Genomic DNA, 19,815 nt, shown 5'->3' with positions numbered 1-19,815 from the left:
ACTGAGCAATGGACGAAAAACATAAATTGCCGCAAGGCGAGATGGTATCGCGCACCCTGGCGATGCCGGCGGATACCAATGCCAATGGTGATATCTTTGGTGGTTGGTTGATGTCGCAGATGGACATGGGCGGTGCGATCATGGCCAAAGAGATTGCAGAAGGCCGTGTGGTGACCGTTCGCGTCGATGGTATGTCGTTTATGAAGCCGGTTGCAGTCGGCGATGTGGTGAGCTGCTATGCACGCTGCATGCGCACCGGTAACAGTTCAATGACCATTAACGTCGAAGTGTGGATCAAAAAAGTGTCGTCTGAACCGATTGGTCAGACGTATTGCGCCACTGAAGCGGTGTTTGTCTATGTCGCCGTGGATAACACCGGAAAATCTCGTCCGCTACCCGCTGGCAGAGCCAATCTTGCCGATGAACAGCGATAAAAAAAGCGGTCAATGACCGCTTTTCTTTTACCGCATCCACTTTTTACTCAATGTTGGCGCCGCCATTGATGCGGAACACGATATTCATGGTCAGCCCGTTACCCGGACGGCCCGGCTGATAGCGCCATTTTTTCATCGCCGTTTTCACATCACGTTCAAACATATTGCGCGGTGAGGCAGAAATAATTTCCACATTGTCTACGCGACCGTCGCTGTCCACATCGAATTTGACGCGGACATTGCCTTCTACACGCAGTGCCAGCGCACGTTGCGGGTAACCCGGCTTGCTGACATTGACCGCTTTTGGACCATCAGAAACCGTTTGTGTTGGCGCCGGATTCGCCTTAGGGGCGGTGGTCGGGCGCGTCTGCGTGGTAGGTAAATCCTGCTTAACGGGATTTTCCTGCGGCTTCACTTCTTTCCGCGGCTTCGGTTCAACCTTCTTCTCGACCTTTGGCTTAGGCTTCGGTTTTGGCTTCGGCTCTGGCTTAGGAATCGGCACCGGTTCCACTTTAGGCGGCTCAGGCGCCACTTCAGGCTCTGGCTCCGGTTCCGGCGGAGGCGGCGTCACAACCGCTGGAGCAGGTTCAGGCTGCACTTCTGGCGCCACCATGGTCACGCTGATCGGTTGGGATGCTTTCGGAACCTCAATGGTCTGATGAAACGATGCATAGAGAATGCCCGCAATAACCGAACCGTGGAGCACCACGGACAGGATCATAGCTACGGGGGTACGTGTAGGAAGAGGCGTAGTCAACGTCGTCATATCAGTCATATTCATTGAGTGAAGCGCAGATTTTAAATGCAAATAGCAATCAGTTTCAATAAGCGATGTGTAAGCCGCTCGCAGAAAGGCGTTTTTTAGCGTCAATTGCGCTAAATGACGGTGTATTTATCTTTCAATTGCACTCTGATTAACGATCACTTAACGTGTCTCGCAATTTCGGCAAGTCTAACGGGGGTACCCCATCGTGCTTTACGTCATTTATGCGGAAGATACCGCAGATTCACTGGAAAAACGCAACTCCGTACGCCCTGCGCATCTCGCGCGCTTGCAGTTACTGCAGGATGAAGGTCGACTGATCGCTGCTGGCCCACTGCCTGCCGTCGACAGTAACGATCCGGGTCCAGCAGGTTTCTCCGGATCAGTGATCATCGCTGAGTTTTCTTCTTTGGAAACCGCGCAATCCTGGGCCAATGACGATCCATACATTGCCGCTGGCGTGTATGAGAAAGTGGCGGTCAAACCGTTCAAACGCGTTTTTTAATCGATGTGGCAGTCTGTAGTACTGCTGGTGGCGGTGTTTGCGCTCATTGGCAGAGCTTTATGGATTTGGCGTCAGCAAGGCTGGCGCCAGGCCCGGCAGCACATTGTGATGTTGGTCGTGCTCGCGGCGGCATTACAAATCGTCAATGTCTCTCTGGTGTTACGCGGCGCTTGACGGCCGCGTAAGCCATTTACACAATCTGTGTGATGAATAAGATGGAACGGCGATGCTGCTGCGCCACCTGATGACGAATGGTATGGATACGTTTATAGCGACGTGACTGCCCTTCCAACCAGCGTGAACGACGACGGTGTACCTGACGTAACATTCTCCAACGTGCCACTTCATTTCTACTGCGTCTCATCTCATCCTCTCAGACAGGCTAAACTCGCCAGGCATTATAAAGATCTGATTGAAAATGCCAAATCGAAAGCTTCATTGAACTGTCATTCACGATTAAAGGTTTCACTAGTGCAGTTCAGCACGTAAACTTTGCTCATCAAAGCGCGAACGGGATGTCCACTTAATGACCACATTTTATACCCTAATCAGTTGGTTGCTGCTGTTCGGCTACTGGTTGCTGATTGCGGGTGTCACGCTGCGTATTCTGATGAAGCGCCGCGCGGTGACCTCCGCCATGGCCTGGTTGCTGATCATCTATATTCTGCCGCTGGTGGGTATTATCGCGTATCTGTCATTTGGTGAACTCCATCTGGGTAAACGCCGGGCTGAGCGCGCCCGCACCATGTGGCCTTCCACCGCCAAGTGGCTCAACGACCTTAAGCAGTGCCGTCATATCTTCGCCACCGAGCACAGTGACGTCGCACGTTCATTATTTGAACTTTGTCACCATCGGCAGGGCATTGCGGGTGTCAAAGGCAATCAGTTACAGCTGCTCACTAATTCTGACGACGTGATGCACGCGCTTATCCGCGACATCCAACTGGCTCGCCATAATATCGAGATGGTGTTTTACATCTGGCACCCCGGTGGCCTGGCAGATGAAGTCGCAGAGTCACTGATGGCGGCTTCACGCCGCGGTGTGCACTGCCGACTGATGCTGGACTCAGCGGGCAGCGTGGCGTTTTTCCGCAGCCCCTGGGCCAATATGATGCGCAATGCGGGCATCGATGTGGTCGAGGCGTTAAAGGTCAGCCTGCTGCGTGTGTTCCTGCGCCGCATGGATTTGCGACAGCATCGAAAAGTGGTGTTGATCGATAATTACATTGCCTACACCGGCAGCATGAATCTGGTCGATCCACGCTACTTTAAGCAAGATGCGGGTGTGGGCCAATGGATCGACCTTATGGCACGTATGGAAGGTCCGGTTGCGACCACCATGGGCATCGTTTACGCCTGCGACTGGGAGATTGAAACCGGTAAACGCATTCTGCCACCCGCGCCTGATGCCAACATCATGCCGTTTGAGCAGGAAAGTGGGCATATTATTCAGGTGATCGCCTCCGGACCCGGTTTCCCGGAAGATATGATCCACCAGGCGCTGTTGACTGCAGTCTATTCCGCACGCGAACAACTGATCATGACCACGCCCTATTTCGTCCCCAGCGACGATCTGCTGCACGCGATCTGCACCGCTGCGCAACGTGGTGTGGAAGTCAGCATTGTGGTGCCGCGCCATAATGATTCGCTGCTGGTGGGCTGGGCCAGTCGTGCATTCTTCACCGAGCTGCTTGAAGCCGGTGTGAAGATTTACCAATTTGAAGACGGCCTGCTGCATACCAAAAGTGTATTGGTGGACGGGCAGCTCAGTTTGGTCGGCACCGTCAATCTGGACATGCGCAGCCTGTGGCTCAATTTTGAGATCACGCTGGTGGTCGACGATGATGGATTCGGTAGCGATTTGGCCACGGTTCAGGATGACTACATCGCGCGGTCGCGCTTACTGGATGGCGCGCGCTGGGCTAAACGTGCGTGGTGGCAGCGCATCGTTGAACGACTGTTTTACTTCTTTAGTCCTTTACTGTAAAACGAGCGACAAGATTACCGCCTCAGAGCTAGCAGGAATGACCATGGATTTAAATAATCGCCTTACTGAAGATGAAACGCTGGAACAGGCTTACGACATTTTTCTTGAGCTGGCTGGTGATAACCTCGATCCGGCTGACATCATTCTGTTCAATCTGCAGTTTGAAGAGCGCGGCGGCGCCGAGTTATTTGACCCGTCGGAAGACTGGCAGGAACACGTCGATTTTGATCTCAACCCGGACTTCTTCGCGGAAGTGGTGATCGGTTTGGGTGAAGCGGATGGCGAGCCGATTAACGATGTGTTTGCCCGCGTGCTGCTATGCCGCGAGAAAGACCATAAGCTGTGCCACATCCTGTGGCGTGAATAAGCGCTAACGAATAAAACAACGCCGGGCATTTGCCCGGCGTTTTCTTTTCAACTTTATAACGGGTCAACCTTCAGACAGGATACCGCGTGGCGGAAACTGCCCTCCAGCAGCGGCCGCGTTTTCGCACATTCAGGCCCGGCAATCGGACAACGCGTACGGAATACGCAGCCCGATGGCGGATTGATCGGCGAAGGTAATTCCCCTTCCAGCAGCTGAATCTGTTTGTTTTTTCCAGATCCGGATCCGGGATCGGCACAGCTGACATTAATGCACGGGTGTACGGATGCTGTGGATTGTTGTACACCGAATCATAGGTGCCCAATTCCACGGCATGCCCGAGATACATCACCAGCACGCGATCTGAGATGTGTTTTACCACCGCCAGGTCGTGCGCAATAAAGATCAGTGATAATCCCATTTCACGTTGCAGCTGCTGCAGCAGATTCACCACCTGTGCCTGAATCGACACATCCAGCGCCGAAACTGGCTCATCGCAGATAATCAGCTTGGGTTCGAGGATCAACGCACGTGCAATGCCGATACGCTGACACTGACCACCGGAAAACTCGTGCGGATAACGGTTGATGAGGTTTGGCAACAGCCCAACCTTCATCATCATGTTTTTCACCTTATCCTTCACTTCGAGCTTCGGCATCTTCGGATAGTAGGTGCGCAGCGGCTCGGCAATGATATCGCCAATGGTCATACGCGGGTTCAGCGAGGCCAGCGGGTCCTGGAAAATCATCTGGATATCGCTGCGCGCCTGACGCCACTCCTGCTGGCTTTGGCCAAGTAAATCGCGTCCCAGCCAGGCAACGCGACCTTCAGTGGCTTTTACCAGGCCAATAATGGCGCGGGCCAGCGTCGACTTACCGCAACCAGACTCACCCACCACACCCAGCGTTTCGCCTTCATACAGACGCAAGCTGACACCATCAACCGCTTTCAGGGTTTTGGGCGGCTGCCAGAACCACTGCTTGCCATCCTTGATCTCGAAATGCACCTTAAGATCGGCGATTTCCAGCAGAACTTTTTTCTCTTCAATCACGGTGCTCATACTAATTCCTCCACCGGCTTGAAGCAGGCACGCAGACGACCTTCCGCGAAAGGTTCCAATGGCGGTGACTTAGCGCACACATCCATCGCATAGGCACAGCGCGGCTGGAATGGACACCCCTGTGGCAAGCGCAACAGGTTAGGCGGATTGCCGGGAATGGTGGTCAGCGACTCACCCTCTTCGGCATCCAGACGCGGCACCGCACTCAGCAGGCCAATAGAATACGGATGCGCGGGCTGATAAAACACATCGCGTGCGCGTCCATATTCCATGGTACGGCCGGCGTACATCACCAGCACCTTGTCACAGATTCCGGCGACCACGCCGAGATCGTGAGTGATCATGATGATCGCGGTGTTGAATTCGCGTTTCAGCTCGTTCAACAGCGTCATGATTTGCGCCTGAACCGTCACATCCAGCGCGGTAGTAGGTTCATCGGCAATCAACAATTTCGGACGGCACAACAGCGCCATGGCAATCATCACGCGCTGACGCATACCACCGGAAAACTCATGCGGGAACATTTTCATGCGCTTACGCGCCTCCGGCATTTTTACCGCATCCAGCATGCGCACGGACTCTTCAAACGCCTGTGCGCTGTTCATGCCTTTGTGCAGCTTCAGCACCTCCATTAACTGCTCACCCACACGCATGTAAGGATTAAGCGAGGTCATCGGGTCCTGAAAAATCATCGCAATCTGTTCGGCACGCAGTTTGTTCAGTTTGTTCTCCGGCAGATTGAGAATCTCATTGCCGTTGAATTTTGCTGAACCGCCGATGCGACCATTTTTGGCCAGCAGCCCCATCAGCGCAAACGCCGTTTGTGACTTACCCGATCCTGATTCGCCGACAATACCCAGCGTTTCACCGGCATGCAGCGAGAAGTTAAGATCGTTCACCGCAGTGACATCACCATCGTGCGTACCAAAAGTGACGCGCAGGTCTTTTACGTCCAGCAGCAGGTTAGTGTTTCCCGCACGTGCAGCCATCGCTGGCTGAAATTCATGAATGGTCATCGGGAAACTCCTTAACGATCTTTCGGGTCGAGGGCATCACGCAGGCCATCACCGATAAAGTTAAAACAAAACAGCGTAATCACGAGGAAACCTGCCGGGAACATCAGCAACCACGGTGAAACTTCCATCGAGTTGGCGCCGTCACTCAGCAACGCACCCCAGCTGCTCAGGGGTTCTTGCGTACCCAATCCCAGGAAACTGAGGAACGATTCAAACAGAATCATGCTCGGCACCAGCAATGAGGCATACACCACCACCACACCCAACACGTTTGGCACGATGTGGCGCAACACGATATTGAAGGTGGAAACCCCGCCAACCTGTGCCGCTTCAATGAACTCTTTGCGCTTCAGGCCCAGCGTCTGGCCACGCACGATACGCGCCATATCCAGCCATGAGACCATGCCAATCGCGACAAAGATCAGCAGAATGTTACGACCAAAGAAGGTCACCAACAGGATCACGAAGAACATGAACGGGAAGGAGTTGAGAATTTCCAGAATACGCATCATGACGGAGTCGATTTTACCCCCGAGATAGCCCGCTAATGAGCCATACAGCGTGCCCACCAGCACCGCAATCAGCGCGGATGCAATTCCGACCATCAGTGAGATACGACCCCCAATGGCCACGCGGACCAGCAAATCGCGTCCGGATGAGTCGGTACCAAACCAGTGGCCCGACACCGTATCCGGCGCTGCTGACATCATGCCCCAGTCGGTATCGTCATATCTAAACTGCGAAAGTACCGGCGCCAATATCACAAACAAGGTAATGACTAACAACACCAGCAAACTGATCAGCGCAGCGCGGTTATGGATGAAGCGGCGACGCGCATCCTGCCACAGGCTGCGCCCTTCGACTTCCAGTTTTTCACTGAAGGTATCCAGAGCGTCGCTGTTTTTCTTACTTAACATCATGGGCGAACTCCACCATCAGTAACGGATTTTCGGATCGATCACGGCATACAGCACATCAACGATCGCGTTAAACAGAATAGTCAGCACGCCGACCAAAATGGTCAGACTCATCACCAGAGAATAGTCACGGTTCAGGGCGCCGTTAACAAACAGCTGGCCGATACCCGGCAGACCATAGATCGATTCGATGACCATCGAACCGGTGATGATGCCGACAAACGCCGGTCCCAGATAAGACAGCACGGGCAGCATGGCCGGTTTCAGTGCGTGGCGCAGCACGATACGACGCAGCGGCAACCCTTTGGCGCGCGCGGTGCGGATAAAGTTGGAGTGCATCACTTCAATCATCGAACCGCGGGTGATACGCGCGATGCTGGCGATATACGCCAGAGACAGCGCCACCATCGGCAACAGCATGTAATTCCACTGCCCACCGTTCCAGCCGCCGCCGGGCAGCCAGCGTAAGGTGATGGCAAAGACCAGCACCAGCAGCGGCGCCACCACAAAACTGGGTATCACAATGCCCGTCATGGCGACCCCCATCACCGCGTAGTCCCACACACTGTTTTGCTTTAAGGCAGCGATAACGCCCGCCGTCACGCCGAGGATCAACGCCAGGAAGAAGGCTGCCAGACCGAGTTTGGCCGATACCGGGAAGGCGTGGCCTACCAGATAGTTCACGGAGTAATCTTTGTACTTAAACGATGGACCAAAGTCGCCGTGCGCCAGCTGGACTAAATAGCTGACGTACTGTTTGCCGATCGGATCGTTCAGGTGATATTTGGCTTCAATGTTCGCCATCACTTCGGGCGAGAGCGTGCGCTCGCCGGTAAATGGACTGCCGGGTGCCAGTCGCATCATAAAGAAGGAGATGGTGATCAGGATGAAGAGCGTCGGGATCGCTTCCAGAAGCCGACGCAGGATGAATTTTAACATTGCCGTACCTACCAGGCTGTTGCTTCACAAAGTAAAAAAGGCGGCGCCGCAGCGCCGCCACTGTCGATAGCCTGAGTGCTATTAATGTTTAATGATATACAGGTTTTTATCGAGGGTTTTATCCAGCGGATCGTTACCGGTGTAACCACCCACGTACGGCTTAACCAGACGCGCGTTGACGTAGTAGTAAACCGGGACGATGGTGCTGTCTTTATCCAGAATCTGCTCAGCTTTCTGGTAATCCGCGACACGGGCTTTATCGTCTACCGCTTTCACCGCGTCGTGGATCACTTTATCGAAGTCCGCGCTCTTGTAGTGCGAGGTGTTACTGCTGCTGTCGGACAGCATGATGTTCAGGAACGAGGTTGGCTCGTTATAGTCTGCACACCAGGCGGCACGGGAAACATCAAAGTTGCCCTGATGACGGGTATCCAGGAAGGTTTTCCACTCCTGGTTTTCCAGCTTGATGTTTACGCCAATGTTCTTTTTCCAGATCGAAGAGGCCGCGATAGCCAGCTTCTTGTGCAGATCAGACGTGTTATACAGCAGGTTGAAGGTCAGTGGCTTATCCGCCGTGTAACCCGCTTCAGCCAGCAGTTTTTTCGCTTCTTCGTTACGCTTGGTCTGATCCCACTTGAACCAGTCTGGCGGCAGCAATTCCATACCGTCGGTGGCCGGCGGGGTGAAGCTGTAGGCCGGTAACTGACCCTGCGCCAGCACCTTGTTCACCATAATGTCGCGATCCAGACCCAGCTTCAGCGCAGTACGCACGCGAGGATCGTTGAATGGCGCTTTCTGGTTGTTGATTTCGTAGTAATAGGTGCAGAGATATGGCTTCACCATCAACTCTTTACCGTTATCACGCTGCAGCTTTTTGAACAGCTCGATCGGCATGTTGTTATAGGTGATGTCGCTGCCGTTCTCAGAGAAGTAACGGTTAACGTCACTGACTTCCGAGTTGATTGGCAGGAAGGTCACTTTGTTCAGCACGGTGTGCGCGTTGTCCCAGTATTCCGGGTTGCGCACAATGGTAACGCGTTCGTTGATAACGTGAGAGTCCAGTTTGAACGCACCGTTGCCGACCCAGTTTTGCGGCTGCGTCCACTGATCGCCAAATTTCTCTACCGCTGGCTTATACACCGGCGACATCACGGAGTTGATCAGCAGCTTGTAGAAGTAAGGAACCGGCTCGCTGAGGGTGACTTCCAGCGTATGGTCATCAATGGCTTTTACACCCAGATCGGTGATCGGTTTTTACCGGCAATGATGTCATCGACATTCTGGATATGGCCGTATTGCGGATAGCTGGCGTAAGGAGAAGCGGTTTTAGGATCAACTAAACGCTCCCAGCTATACACGAAATCTTGCGCGGTGACTGGCTCGCCATTTGACCATTTAGCGTTTTTACGCAGATGGAAAGTCCAGACTTTAAAGTCTTTGTTTTCCCAGCTCTCCGCCACGCCCGGAACTGGCTTGCCATCGCTGTCGCTAATGATCAGACCTTCATACAGGTCGCGTGCGATGTTGTCTTCCGGCACACCTTCAATCTTGTGCGGATCCAGCGATTGCACTTCATCGCCGTTACCACGGATTAACTCCTGCTTTGCTGCCAATTCAACGCCTGCTGGCACCGCTGCCAGCGCGGCATTCCCTGCCAGCGCGCCCAATGCCGCGAGAACGCCAGCGGCAATCAGGCTTTTTTTCGTGATGTTGTTCATTGTTTCGCTCCAGTTTTATTATCGTCACCGGGTCAGTTAACCGCCCAGCGTACCCCGTCTCCGGGAGATCTCCGCCTGTCTGAACAGAGACCACTACCACCCTTCAGGGTTTACCACGTTAATGCGCCGTCCGACTGTAGCGCCGGATCAACGCATTACTCAATGTTTCTTTATGTAATAGTATTTCAATGCCAGCATATCCTGCGGGTCTTTACCGGTAAAACCCCCAACCCATGGCTTCACCAGACGCACACTGACGCGATAGTAAACCGGCACAATAGGTGAGTCCTTATCCAGCTGCGCTTCCGCCTGCTGATACAACGCTGCACGCTGAGTGTTATCGGCCACTGTCAGGGTTTGCGCCATCAATTTATCGAACGCTTCACTGTGATAGAACGCGGTGTTAATCGAAGAACCGCTCAGCAGCATATTGAGGAAGGTTGACGGCTCGTTATAGTCCGAGCACCAGGTGGCGCGCACCACGTCGTATTGCGCCTGATGACGCGTCTCCAGCAACGTTTTCCACTCTTGATTTTGCAGCGTCACCTCGGCACCGAGGTTCTTTTGCCACATTGAGGCCGCAGCAATCGCCTGGCGCTTGTTCTGTTCAGAGGTGTTATACAACAGCGTGAAGCGCAGCGGATGCTGAGCATTAAAACCGGCTTCTGCAAGCAATTGTTTGGCACTGGCGTTACGCTCGGCCTGAGTTTCCTTAGACCAGGCAGGCGCTTCAGGCGAGATGCCGTGAGTGAATGGCGGAGTCAGCACATAGGCGGGGATCTGACCTTGTCCCATGATCTTGTCGGCGATGATGTCACGATCTAGCGTCAGCTTCAGCGCTGTTCTTACCCTGGCATCATCGAACGGCGCTTTTTTGTTATTCATCTCATAGTAGAAGGTGCAAAGCACGGGGCTGACTTTGACTTGCTCACCCAAATCCTGCTGCAACTTCTTGAATAAATCGGGTGGCACCACGCTGTTAGTCATGTCCGTGCCGCCGCTGCGATAGCGGTTGATGTCACTGTTCTCGGAGGTAATTGGCAGAAAAATGCCCTCTTCGATCACGCTGTGCGCGTTATCCCAATATTGTGGGTTACGCTTCAGGACAATTTTTTCATTCACCACCCAATCAGCCAGCGTGTAGGCACCATTTCCCACATAGTTCTGCGGTTGCGTCCACTGCTCGCCCGATTTTTCAATCGCCGCGCGATACACCGGTTTCATCGCGGTGTGAGCCAGCATATCAATAAAATAGGGAACAGGTTCAGTGAGGGTCACCTGGAGGTGATGTGCATCAAGCGCTTTGACGCCCAGTGATTCAGGCGATGCCTTGCCTGCCAGAATAGCGTCAATGCCAGCGATATGAGCGGCCTGCAAATAACTGGCATAGGGCGAAGCGGTTTTAGGATCGGCCAAGCGCTGCCAGCTGTAGACAAAATCTTGCGCGGTGACGGGTTCACCGTTGCTCCAGCGCGCGTCTTCGCGCAGGGTAAATGTCCAGATACGCCCCTGTTGATTGCTCCATTTCAGCGCAACGCCGGGGACAATTTGGCCGTTGTTATCGGTCTCAACCAGTCCTTCCAACAGATTACGAATAACGTTGGACTCGGGCACCCCTTCCGTTTTTGCGGATCCAGAGATGACACTTCACTGCCATTGTTTATCACGATGCGCTGTGTTGCTGATATTTGCGTACCCGCCGGTATTTGTGCAGCCTGGCTGTTTACCGCTACACCTGTCAAACAGAGCGCCAACATCGATCGCCCGGCCATTTTCGCTACCCTGCTTTTCATCAACACATTTCAACCTTAAATAAAAACCTGATAGCGACTAAGCAAGAAGCGTACACATTTGTCGATATCAGAGAAAAAATTTGCGATGTGCCGAAAATTATCAGAACCGATGCCCGCACGCCAAAGCTAAACAGCAAAAATGTTAGCCAATTCTCTTTTATCATGTCGGTCGCGGCAGCGGAAGTGTTAATTTTTGACCAGAATTATCCACTAAGCGATTGATTACTATTTAATAGATGGAGATTACGTTGATTTTTTCAGCAGCAAAGCCCTGCGGTGACTTTATTTGTCATAAACGCTGGTGATTACGCCACTGACAAGATGAAATGTTATTTCAGCTGAGAATGAATCTATCTAATAACTGAAAATATGTAAGTGGGCAGTTAAATGCACTGTGATAATTATCACATAACTACGGGGAGAAACTGGCTGAGGTGAGAACTATAGTAGCAAAAGTGATGATAGCTTAACTGTATTAAGCGAGTTGAATAATATCACCCTATTGGTGCAATAAAATCTTTCATTGCACAATATGGGTCACATAAAGTTATTTTCAGTGAAAAAACTTCCAGGTTAATTAAGCAAGCCCGGGAATATGGACTTCATGCCGGTCACGACAAACTCAATGCCAAGCGCCATTAATAACAAGCCCATGATACGGGTAATGACGTTAATCCCGGTCTGCCCTAAAACGCGCACCATTAAAGGTGCTGCGCGGAACAGTAACCAGCAGCAGATAGCGAAAATAGCGATAGCGACAGTAAAACCCATCAGGTTTAGCCAGCTGTGATAGCGAGTGCTCCAGACAATCGTTGAGCTGATCGCTCCTGGTCCGGCCATTAACGGTAACGCGAGCGGAACCACGCCGATGCTTTCACGGATGGCGGTCTCTGACTTTTCCTGCTTGTTCTGTTTGTCCTCACCTAACTTACCGCTGATCATCGACATCGCGATGGTCACCACCAGAATTCCCCCGGCAATGCGGAATGAATCAATCGAGATGCCGAACAAGTGAAGAATGGCATCACCGAGGAACAGTGAAGTCCAGAGAATGATCGCTACCGCCAGGTTGGCAGTGAAATTGGTTTTATTTCGTTCGGCTACCGCCTGGTAGCTGGTCATGCTAATGAATACCGGGATGATCCCAACGGGATTCACCAGAGCAAATAAACCGACAAAAAACTTAATGTAGCCGGAAAGATCAAGTAGCACGGGGTTCACGGTGGACTCCAGGAAAATAGTGTTTGAAAATCGCGCCTAATGTAGTGCAAAAGCCGTGCGGAAAACCAGAGGGTGACACCGAAATATATGCTGCTGTTTGCACTTAACACCAGTTTATTCCTCTGGTTTGCTGTCACGGGCAAATCCAGTGACAGACCTGAACAGGCTGACTGGCCCAAATTGCTTACTTTAGTTGCTTAAGTGGGTGCTGAATGGTGTCAGCTTAGCCACAAATTGATCCACATCAAAAATTGCCTACCCCATCAGGGGTAATCTTACCCCATCGAAACTTGTTACTGATTAGCAAGCATCTTGAGCAGGAAACCCTTTTAGTAAGCAACGGCAATCTCCTTGCCACTCTGAACAACATATAAGCATAGCGCGGCTATACTTTTGAACTCAGGCTTGCTTACTAAAAGAGTTTAACTTCCTTCAGGAGAGCACTATGGCCGTTACAAATGTTGCCGAACTTAATGCACTGGTTGAGCGTGTTAAAAAGGCACAGCGTGAATTCGCCAACTTTAGTCAGGAACAAGTTGATACCATCTTCCGTGCTGCTGCGCTGGCAGCCGCTGATGCCCGTATTCCACTCGCCAAAATGGCTGTAGCAGAATCTGGCATGGGTATCGTTGAAGATAAAGTAATCAAAAACCACTTCGCTTCTGAATATATTTACAACGCCTATAAAGATGAGAAAACCTGCGGTGTGCTCAACACCGATGACACTTTCGGCACCATCACTATCGCTGAGCCGATTGGTCTGATTTGCGGTATTGTGCCGACCACTAACCCAACCTCTACTGCCATCTTCAAAGCATTAATCAGTCTGAAAACACGTAACGGCATTATCTTCTCCCCACACCCGCGTGCGAAAGAAGCCACCAACAAAGCAGCGGATATCGTGCTGCAGGCCGCCATTGCCGCCGGTGCACCGAAAGACATCATCGGTTGGATCGATGTCCCTTCTGTTGAGCTGTCTAACCAGTTGATGCACCACCCTGATATCAACCTGATTCTGGCTACCGGCGGTCCGGGCATGGTGAAAGCCGCATACAGCTCAGGTAAGCCAGCGATTGGTGTCGGCGCAGGTAATACTCCAGTGGTGATTGATGAAACCGCGGATATCAAACGCGCCGTCGCCTCTATCCTGATGTCCAAAACCTTTGATAACGGCGTGATTTGTGCTTCTGAACAGTCTGTCATCGTGGTGGATTCGGTTTACGATGCGGTTCGCGAACGCTTCGCCAGCCACGGTGGTTATCTGCTGCAGGGTAAAGAGCTGAAAGCCATTCAGGACATCATCCTGAAAAATGGTGCGCTGAACGCGGCCATTGTCGGTCAGCCGGCGTCTAAGATTGCCGAACTGGCAGGTATCAGCGTGCCTGCGACGACCAAGATTCTCATCGGTGAAGTGAAGCTGGTTGATGAATCTGAACCGTTTGCCCACGAAAAACTGTCCCCGACTCTGGCCATGTACCGTGCAAAAGATTATTACGATGCGGTGGATAAAGCCGAGAAGCTGGTTGCTATGGGCGGTATCGGCCATACCTCTTGCCTGTACACCGATCAGGATAATCAACACGAACGCGTGCACTTCTTCGGCGACAAGATGAAGACGGCCCGTATTCTGATTAACACGCCTGCTTCGCAAGGCGGTATTGGCGACCTGTATAACTTCAAACTTGCGCCATCGTTGACGCTGGGTTGTGGATCCTGGGGCGGTAACTCAATTTCTGAGAACGTCGGACCTAAACACCTGATCAACAAGAAAACCGTGGCCAAGCGAGCTGAAAATATGTTGTGGCATAAACTTCCGAAGTCTATCTACTTCCGTCGCGGCTCACTGCCGATTGCCCTGGAAGAAGTGGCTACCGATGGCGCCAAACGTGCCTTCATCGTGACCGACCGCTTCCTGTTCAACAATGGCTACGCCGATCAGGTAACACGCGTGCTGAAAGCGCATGGCATCGAGACGGAAGTGTTCTTTGAAGTAGAGGCTGACCCAACGCTGAGCATTGTGCGTAAAGGTGCCGAGCAGATGAATAGCTTCAAGCCTGATGTAATTATCGCGCTGGGTGGCGGTTCTCCAATGGATGCTGCGAAAATCATGTGGGTGATGTACGAACATCCTGAAACTCACTTCGAAGAGCTGGCGTTGCGCTTTATGGATATCCGTAAACGCATCTACAAGTTCCCGAAAATGGGTGTTAAAGCTCGCATGATCGCCATCACGACCACATCCGGTACCGGATCTGAAGTTACGCCGTTTGCGGTAGTGACTGACGATGCCACCGGTCAGAAGTATCCGTTAGCGGATTATGCGCTTACGCCTGACATGGCGATTGTCGATGCCAATCTGGTGATGGATATGCCACGCTCCCTCTGTGCGTTTGGTGGTCTGGATGCGGTTACCCACTCACTGGAAGCCTACGTCTCTGTGCTGGCCAATGAGTATTCCGATGGACAGGCTTTGCAGGCGCTGAAGCTGCTTAAAGAGAATCTGCCCGCCAGCTATCGTGACGGTGCGAAAAATCCAGTGGCGCGTGAACGTGTGCATAATGCGGCGACCATCGCCGGTATCGCTTTTGCGAACGCCTTCCTCGGTGTTTGTCACTCAATGGCACACAAACTGGGTTCTGAGTTCCACATTCCGCACGGTCTGGCCAATGCCCTGCTGATTTGCAACGTTATCCGCTACAACGCGAATGACAATCCAACTAAGCAGACGGCTTTCAGCCAGTACGACCGCCCACAAGCGCGCCGTCGTTACGCTGAAATTGCCGACCATCTGGGACTGAGTGCCCAGGGTGACCGCACTGCCCAGAAAATTGAAAAACTGCTGGCATGGCTGGAAGAGATGAAAACCCAATTAGGTATTCCAACGTCGATTCGCGAAGCGGGTGTGCAGGAAGCTGATTTCCTGGCGAAGGTCGATAAACTGGCAGACGACGCGTTTGATGACCAGTGTACCGGTGCTAACCCACGTTATCCGCTGATTGCTGAACTGAAACAAATCATGCTGGATACCTTCTACGGCCGTGAGTTTTCTGAATCCGACGGCAGCGTCGCAGAAGTGGTTGATGAGAAGACAGTAAAAACCGACAGAAAAACCAAAAAAGCCTAAGTGGCTTAAAGTAAAAAACCCGCTGCGGCGGGTTTTTTTATGGCGATATAATCAGGCAGATGGCGTGTGTGAACCGTAAATGGCTTTTAACGAACCTTCATCAATCGCTTGCTTATAGTGTTTACGACACACTGAAATATAGCGCTCGTTACCACCTATCACCACCTGCTCACCCTCGCTAAAAGGTTTACCGTTGGCGTCCAGTCGTAACACCATGCTGGCTTTACGGCCGCAGTGGCAGATGGTTTTAAGCTCGACCAGTTTATCCGCCCACGCCAATAAATATTGGCTGCCCACAAACAGTTCACCGCGGAAATCGGTGCGCAGTCCATAACACAATACGGGAATATCCATATTGTCGACCACATCCGATAACGACCGAACCTGTTCGCGCGTCAGGAACTGGCTTTCATCCACCAGCACACAATGAACCGGTTGCTTCGCGTGTTCGTCTGCTATTTCCTGATTTAATTGAGTATCGGCGTTATATAAAAATGCAGGAGACGAGAGACCGATGCGCGAACTCACCTTACCTGCACCAAAGCGATCATCAATCTCAGCGGTATACACCAGAGTGCGCATACCACGTTCCTGATAGTTATAGGATGACTGCAGTAATGCGGTTGATTTACCCGCGTTCATGGCGGAGTAATAAAAATAAAGTTGAGCCATTGGCAAAATCTCATCGTAACGCAAATCTGATGGCCCGCAGTTTACCATAAACAGCTAATCCTGTAGCGATGCATTATTTTTATCGTTTGCTCAAATTAACGTCACTGCGTCGATGAATGATTCGTCATCGACTTAAAACAGCACGTTTTGACAAAGTACAAGTTGTGCTGAGATTTTATTCAGTGTTATTCCCGCTAAGTGTAAGGATTAGCACAATCAACGCTCACGCGGCGCGGTAAATCAAGGTGTCGGAAGAAAGTAAAAGGTAAAATATATTTGTATTGCGTTATAAAAAGCGATTTCTCGCTTTTACTTTATGTTTTGCTTTTTAATCTGGCTATTGCAGTTATTTTTTAGCCCCACTATTATGAGTCGGCAGAACAACTCCCATTTATTTATATTTTGAGATTAGGACAATGAGCGAAGCACTTAAAATTCTTAATAATATCCGTACATTGCGCGCGCAAGCTCGGGAATGCTCTCTGGAAACACTGGAAGAGATGCTGGAAAAACTCGAAGTTGTGGTGAATGAACGTCGCGAAGAAGATACTCACGCACAGGCTGAAAATGCTGAGCGTAGCCGTAAGCTGGAACAATACCGTGAAATGCTGATTGCTGACGGTATCGATCCTAATGAGTTGCTGCAGGCGCTGTCAGAGACCAAAGCACCGGGCAAAGCTAAGCGTGCTGCACGTCCAGCCAAATATTCTTACGTTGATGAAAATGGCGAAAACCGCACCTGGACAGGTCAAGGTCGTACGCCAGCCGTGATTAAAAAAGCGATTGAAGAACAAGGTAAACAACTGGACGATTTCCTGCTGTAATTTTCCAGTGCTTCGAATTGTGAAAAACACTTACGTTATTTCACTTTACACCGGGTAAGAAAAAGGAAGCCACTGGCTTCCTTTTTTATGCGCGGTTATTGCTGATAAAAGCGGCGATACCAGTCAACGAAGTTCTGTACGCCCTGCTCAACCTCGGTTTGCGGACGGAAATGAATCGCGTCATATAACGGCTGCGTATCAGCACTGGTGCTGAGCACATCGCCCGGCTGCATCGGCAGCATATTTTTCTTCGCCTCAAGACCCAACGCCTTTTCTAGCGACTCGATATACGTCATCAAGCTGGTGGGCTGGCTGTTGCCGATATTATACACGCGATAAGGCGCAGAGCTGGTGGCTGGGGATCCCGCTTCTACCGTCCAGTTTTCATCTGGCTGAGGAATGACGTCCTGCAGGCGCACGATGGCTTCAGCAATATCATCAATATAAGTAAAGTCGCGTGTCATTTGGCCGCGGTTATACACATCTATTTGTTCACCAGCCAACATCGCCCGGGTGAATTTAAACAATGCCATATCCGGACGCCCCCACGGACCGTAAACCGTGAAAAAGCGAAGTCCAGTTGTAGGCAATTGATACAGATGCGAATAAGTATGCGACATCAATTCGTTAGCTTTTTTAGTGGCCGCATACAATGAAATAGGATGATCAACTGAGTCGTCAGTTGAAAAAGGCATTTTACGGTTGAGTCCATACACGGAACTGGATGAGGCGTACAACAGGTGGCCGATTTTATGATGACGGCAACCTTCGAGAATATTGAGATGACCGATGAGGTTTGCATCGGCATAAGCGTGTGGGTTTTCAATTGAATAACGCACGCCGGCTTGTGCCGCTAAATGAATCACACGTTCAAACGCATGGTCTGCGAATAGAGAAGAAATGGCCTGGCGGTCTGCCAGGTCCATTTTCAGGAAAATAAACTCGGGATGTTGAAGGATTTGGTCCAGGCGTGCCTGTTTCAGGCTCACATCATAATAGTCATTCAGGTTATCGATACCGACAACCTGGTGACCGGCGGCCAGCAAACGCTGACTAACGTGAAATCCAATAAACCCTGCCGCGCCAGTAACCAAAAACTTCATACATCCCTCATTCATTACACAATTTGAATTGACGCTCCGCGGCCGATTGCATAATAAGTGAAGCCGCGTTTGCTGATACGCTCCGGATCATACAGGTTACGACCATCAAAAATCACGGGTTGTTTTAACGCGGTTTTGATAACGTCGAAATCTGGCGCACGGAAATTCTGCCATTCAGTACAAATAACCAGGCCATCAGCACCTTGCAGCGCCGCTTCTTTGGTACCGGTCAGCTTCAGGTCATCACGGTGACCGTAAATACGCTGCGCTTCTTCCATCGCTTCTGGGTCAAATGCCTGGATGGTCGCACCCGCTTCCCACAGCGTTTCCATCAGCACACGGCTGGAGGCTTCACGCATATCGTCGGTGTTAGGTTTGAACGCCAGGCCCCACAGTGCAAATGTCTTGCCGCGCAGGTCTTCGCCAAAATGACGCTTGATAAAGCTCGGCAATTTGTTCTTCTGCGAATCGTTCACGTCTTCTACCGCCTGCAACAGGCGCGGTGTGTAACCAATTGACTCGGCAGTGCGGATTAACGCCTGCACGTCTTTCGGGAAGCACGAACCACCGTAGCCGCAGCCAGGGTAGATGAAGTGATAACCAATACGTGAATCTGAACCAATCCCCTGACGGACTTTCTCAACGTCGGCTCCCAGACGTTCTGCCAGGTTAGAGATCTCATTCATAAAGCTGATTTTGGTCGCTAGCATGCAGTTCGCTGCGTATTTAGTCAGCTCTGCACTGCGAATATCCATCAAAATCATACGATCGTGATTGCGGTTAAACGGCTCGTACAGTTCACGCAACAACTCAACCACTTCATCGTTGTCAGTGCCCACGACGATACGTTCAGGACGCATACAATCGTTTACTGCGGCCCCTTCCTTGAGGAATTCAGGGTTCGAGACGACATCAAACGGGATATTTGCATCGCGCTTTTGCAGCGTTTCCGTCATCACCGCTCGCACACGATCAGCCGTTCCGACAGGTACAGTTGATTTGTCGATAACCACTTTATGATCGTTCATGTGCGTTGCAATCGTGCGCGCAACCGCAGTCACATATTTTAAATCGGCAGAACCGTCTTCATCCGGCGGGGTGCCCACGGCAATAAATTGCATAACACCGTGGTTAACACCGTCTTCCGCATTGGTGCTGAACTTCAGGCGACCCGATTCGTAGTTGGACATCACTAATGGCGTGAGGCCCGGTTCAAAAATCGGGATGTTGCCCTTTTTCAGGTTTTCGACTTTCTTTTCGTCGACATCAATACAGAGAACGTCATGTCCGACTTCGGCTAACACCGCAGCCTGAACCAGACCGACATAGCCGATACCAAATACAGTGACTTTCATTGAATTATCCTGTGTCTAAT

General features: G+C 51.5%; 16 protein-coding genes and 3 pseudogenes. 7 read left to right on the top strand and 12 right to left on the bottom strand.

Annotated features, from left to right (window positions below; genetic code table 11):
- The first annotated feature begins 8 nt into the window (after window positions 1–8).
- On the top strand, window positions 9–434 hold the full coding sequence (gene yciA, locus HA45_RS26035) for an acyl-CoA thioester hydrolase YciA (RefSeq protein WP_100700645.1): 426 nt from the start codon (window positions 9–11) through the stop codon (window positions 432–434).
- A 43-nt stretch (window positions 435–477) separates the two neighbouring features.
- On the opposite strand, the gene tonB is transcribed toward yciA, so the two are convergent.
- The gene (gene tonB / locus HA45_RS26030; protein WP_205960927.1) at window positions 478–1,200 is read right to left on the bottom strand and encodes a TonB system transport protein TonB; all 723 of its coding nucleotides are present in this window, start codon (window positions 1,198–1,200) and stop codon (window positions 478–480) included.
- Between the two features lie 205 nt (window positions 1,201–1,405).
- Between tonB and HA45_RS26025 the strand changes: the two genes are divergently transcribed.
- Both HA45_RS26025 and HA45_RS27565 read left to right on the top strand, forming a co-directional pair.
- Window positions 1,406–1,702: a YciI family protein gene (locus HA45_RS26025; RefSeq protein WP_100700647.1), complete on the top strand. Its 297-nt coding sequence runs from the start codon at window positions 1,406–1,408 to the stop codon at window positions 1,700–1,702.
- Window positions 1,703–1,705: 3 nt separating this feature from the next.
- Complete coding sequence (locus HA45_RS27565) at window positions 1,706–1,876, top strand: hypothetical protein (RefSeq protein WP_167390557.1); 171 nt, start codon at window positions 1,706–1,708, stop codon at window positions 1,874–1,876.
- Between the two features lie 16 nt (window positions 1,877–1,892).
- Here the strand turns inward: HA45_RS27565 and HA45_RS26020 are convergent, their stop codons facing one another.
- The gene (locus HA45_RS26020; protein ID WP_128599117.1) at window positions 1,893–2,066 is read right to left on the bottom strand and encodes a YciY family protein; all 174 of its coding nucleotides are present in this window, start codon (window positions 2,064–2,066) and stop codon (window positions 1,893–1,895) included.
- A gap of 162 nt (window positions 2,067–2,228) precedes the next feature.
- Between HA45_RS26020 and cls the strand changes: the two genes are divergently transcribed.
- Both cls and HA45_RS26010 read left to right on the top strand, forming a co-directional pair.
- Window positions 2,229–3,689: a cardiolipin synthase gene (gene cls / locus HA45_RS26015; protein ID WP_100700648.1), complete on the top strand. Its 1,461-nt coding sequence runs from the start codon at window positions 2,229–2,231 to the stop codon at window positions 3,687–3,689.
- Window positions 3,690–3,726: 37 nt separating this feature from the next.
- Window positions 3,727–4,056, top strand: coding sequence for an HI1450 family dsDNA-mimic protein (locus tag HA45_RS26010; RefSeq protein WP_205960928.1), 330 nt, complete (start codon window positions 3,727–3,729; stop codon window positions 4,054–4,056).
- Window positions 4,057–4,109: 53 nt separating this feature from the next.
- On the opposite strand, the pseudogene oppF reads toward HA45_RS26010, so the two are convergent.
- The 7 genes and pseudogenes from oppF to HA45_RS25975 all read right to left on the bottom strand — a co-directional run bounded on the left by oppF (window position 4,110) and on the right by HA45_RS25975 (window position 12,717).
- A pseudogene (gene oppF / locus HA45_RS26005) lies at window positions 4,110–5,113 on the bottom strand (murein tripeptide/oligopeptide ABC transporter ATP binding protein OppF).
- The gene (locus HA45_RS26000; protein WP_100700651.1) at window positions 5,110–6,129 is read right to left on the bottom strand and encodes an ABC transporter ATP-binding protein; all 1,020 of its coding nucleotides are present in this window, start codon (window positions 6,127–6,129) and stop codon (window positions 5,110–5,112) included. Before HA45_RS26000 ends, oppF begins: the two are co-directional and overlap by 4 nt.
- A gap of 11 nt (window positions 6,130–6,140) precedes the next feature.
- Window positions 6,141–7,049, bottom strand: a complete 909-nt coding sequence (gene oppC, locus HA45_RS25995; protein ID WP_100700652.1) for an oligopeptide ABC transporter permease OppC — start codon at window positions 7,047–7,049, stop codon at window positions 6,141–6,143.
- Window positions 7,050–7,064: 15 nt separating this feature from the next.
- Window positions 7,065–7,985, bottom strand: a complete 921-nt coding sequence (oppB, locus tag HA45_RS25990; RefSeq protein WP_100700653.1) for an oligopeptide ABC transporter permease OppB — start codon at window positions 7,983–7,985, stop codon at window positions 7,065–7,067.
- A gap of 81 nt (window positions 7,986–8,066) precedes the next feature.
- A pseudogene (gene oppA, locus HA45_RS25985) lies at window positions 8,067–9,703 on the bottom strand (oligopeptide ABC transporter substrate-binding protein OppA).
- A 159-nt stretch (window positions 9,704–9,862) separates the two neighbouring features.
- Window positions 9,863–11,475 (bottom strand): annotated as a pseudogene (locus HA45_RS25980) (ABC transporter substrate-binding protein).
- A 594-nt stretch (window positions 11,476–12,069) separates the two neighbouring features.
- Entirely contained in the window at window positions 12,070–12,717 is a 648-nt protein-coding gene (locus tag HA45_RS25975) for a YchE family NAAT transporter (protein WP_100700656.1), read from the bottom strand.
- 445 nt (window positions 12,718–13,162) lie between these two features.
- On the opposite strand from HA45_RS25975, the gene adhE reads away from it, so the two are divergent.
- Window positions 13,163–15,841 (top strand): bifunctional acetaldehyde-CoA/alcohol dehydrogenase, encoded by a 2,679-nt coding sequence (gene adhE, locus HA45_RS25970; RefSeq protein ID WP_100700657.1) that lies wholly within the window; start codon window positions 13,163–13,165, stop codon window positions 15,839–15,841.
- Between the two features lie 51 nt (window positions 15,842–15,892).
- On the opposite strand, the gene tdk is transcribed toward adhE, so the two are convergent.
- The gene (gene tdk / locus HA45_RS25965; RefSeq protein ID WP_100701349.1) at window positions 15,893–16,513 is read right to left on the bottom strand and encodes a thymidine kinase; all 621 of its coding nucleotides are present in this window, start codon (window positions 16,511–16,513) and stop codon (window positions 15,893–15,895) included.
- A gap of 416 nt (window positions 16,514–16,929) precedes the next feature.
- Here tdk and hns point away from each other — a divergent pair, with 416 nt between their 5' ends.
- Window positions 16,930–17,337 carry a histone-like nucleoid-structuring protein H-NS gene (gene hns, locus HA45_RS25960; protein WP_100700658.1) on the top strand — a complete coding sequence of 136 codons (408 nt, stop codon included), beginning with the start codon at window positions 16,930–16,932 and terminating at the stop codon, window positions 17,335–17,337.
- 95 nt (window positions 17,338–17,432) lie between these two features.
- Here hns and HA45_RS25955 read toward each other — a convergent pair whose 3' ends face one another.
- Together HA45_RS25955 and HA45_RS25950 are read right to left on the bottom strand one after the other, a co-directional pair.
- Complete coding sequence (locus HA45_RS25955; protein WP_100700659.1) at window positions 17,433–18,440, bottom strand: NAD-dependent epimerase; 1,008 nt, start codon at window positions 18,438–18,440, stop codon at window positions 17,433–17,435.
- A gap of 14 nt (window positions 18,441–18,454) precedes the next feature.
- Entirely contained in the window at window positions 18,455–19,795 is a 1,341-nt protein-coding gene (locus tag HA45_RS25950) for a UDP-glucose dehydrogenase family protein (protein WP_100700660.1), read from the bottom strand.
- Window positions 19,796–19,815: the final 20 nt, after the last annotated feature.

Source organism: Pantoea rodasii, from assembly GCF_002095465.1.
GTDB lineage: Bacteria > Pseudomonadota > Gammaproteobacteria > Enterobacterales > Enterobacteriaceae > Pantoea > Pantoea rodasii.
This window is presented reverse-complemented; position numbering and strand designations above follow the sequence as displayed.

Bases quoted from the DNA above. Each gene is read 5' to 3' on its own strand.
- yciA (WP_100700645.1), top strand. From the start codon at position 9: ATGGACGAAAAACATAAATTGCCGCAAGGCGAGATGGTATCGCGCACC.
- tonB (WP_205960927.1), bottom strand. From the start codon at position 1,200: ATGACGACGTTGACTACGCCTCTTCCTACACGTACCCCCGTAGCTATG.
- HA45_RS27565 (WP_167390557.1), top strand. From the start codon at position 1,706: ATGTGGCAGTCTGTAGTACTGCTGGTGGCGGTGTTTGCGCTCATTGGC.
- HA45_RS26020 (WP_128599117.1), bottom strand. From the start codon at position 2,066: ATGAGACGCAGTAGAAATGAAGTGGCACGTTGGAGAATGTTACGTCAG.
- cls (WP_100700648.1), top strand. From the start codon at position 2,229: ATGACCACATTTTATACCCTAATCAGTTGGTTGCTGCTGTTCGGCTAC.
- HA45_RS26010 (WP_205960928.1), top strand. From the start codon at position 3,727: ATGACCATGGATTTAAATAATCGCCTTACTGAAGATGAAACGCTGGAA.
- HA45_RS26000 (WP_100700651.1), bottom strand. From the start codon at position 6,129: ATGACCATTCATGAATTTCAGCCAGCGATGGCTGCACGTGCGGGAAAC.
- oppC (WP_100700652.1), bottom strand. From the start codon at position 7,049: ATGATGTTAAGTAAGAAAAACAGCGACGCTCTGGATACCTTCAGTGAA.
- oppB (WP_100700653.1), bottom strand. From the start codon at position 7,985: ATGTTAAAATTCATCCTGCGTCGGCTTCTGGAAGCGATCCCGACGCTC.
- adhE (WP_100700657.1), top strand. From the start codon at position 13,163: ATGGCCGTTACAAATGTTGCCGAACTTAATGCACTGGTTGAGCGTGTT.
- tdk (WP_100701349.1), bottom strand. From the start codon at position 16,513: ATGGCTCAACTTTATTTTTATTACTCCGCCATGAACGCGGGTAAATCA.
- hns (WP_100700658.1), top strand. From the start codon at position 16,930: ATGAGCGAAGCACTTAAAATTCTTAATAATATCCGTACATTGCGCGCG.
- HA45_RS25955 (WP_100700659.1), bottom strand. From the start codon at position 18,440: ATGAAGTTTTTGGTTACTGGCGCGGCAGGGTTTATTGGATTTCACGTT.
- HA45_RS25950 (WP_100700660.1), bottom strand. From the start codon at position 19,795: ATGAAAGTCACTGTATTTGGTATCGGCTATGTCGGTCTGGTTCAGGCT.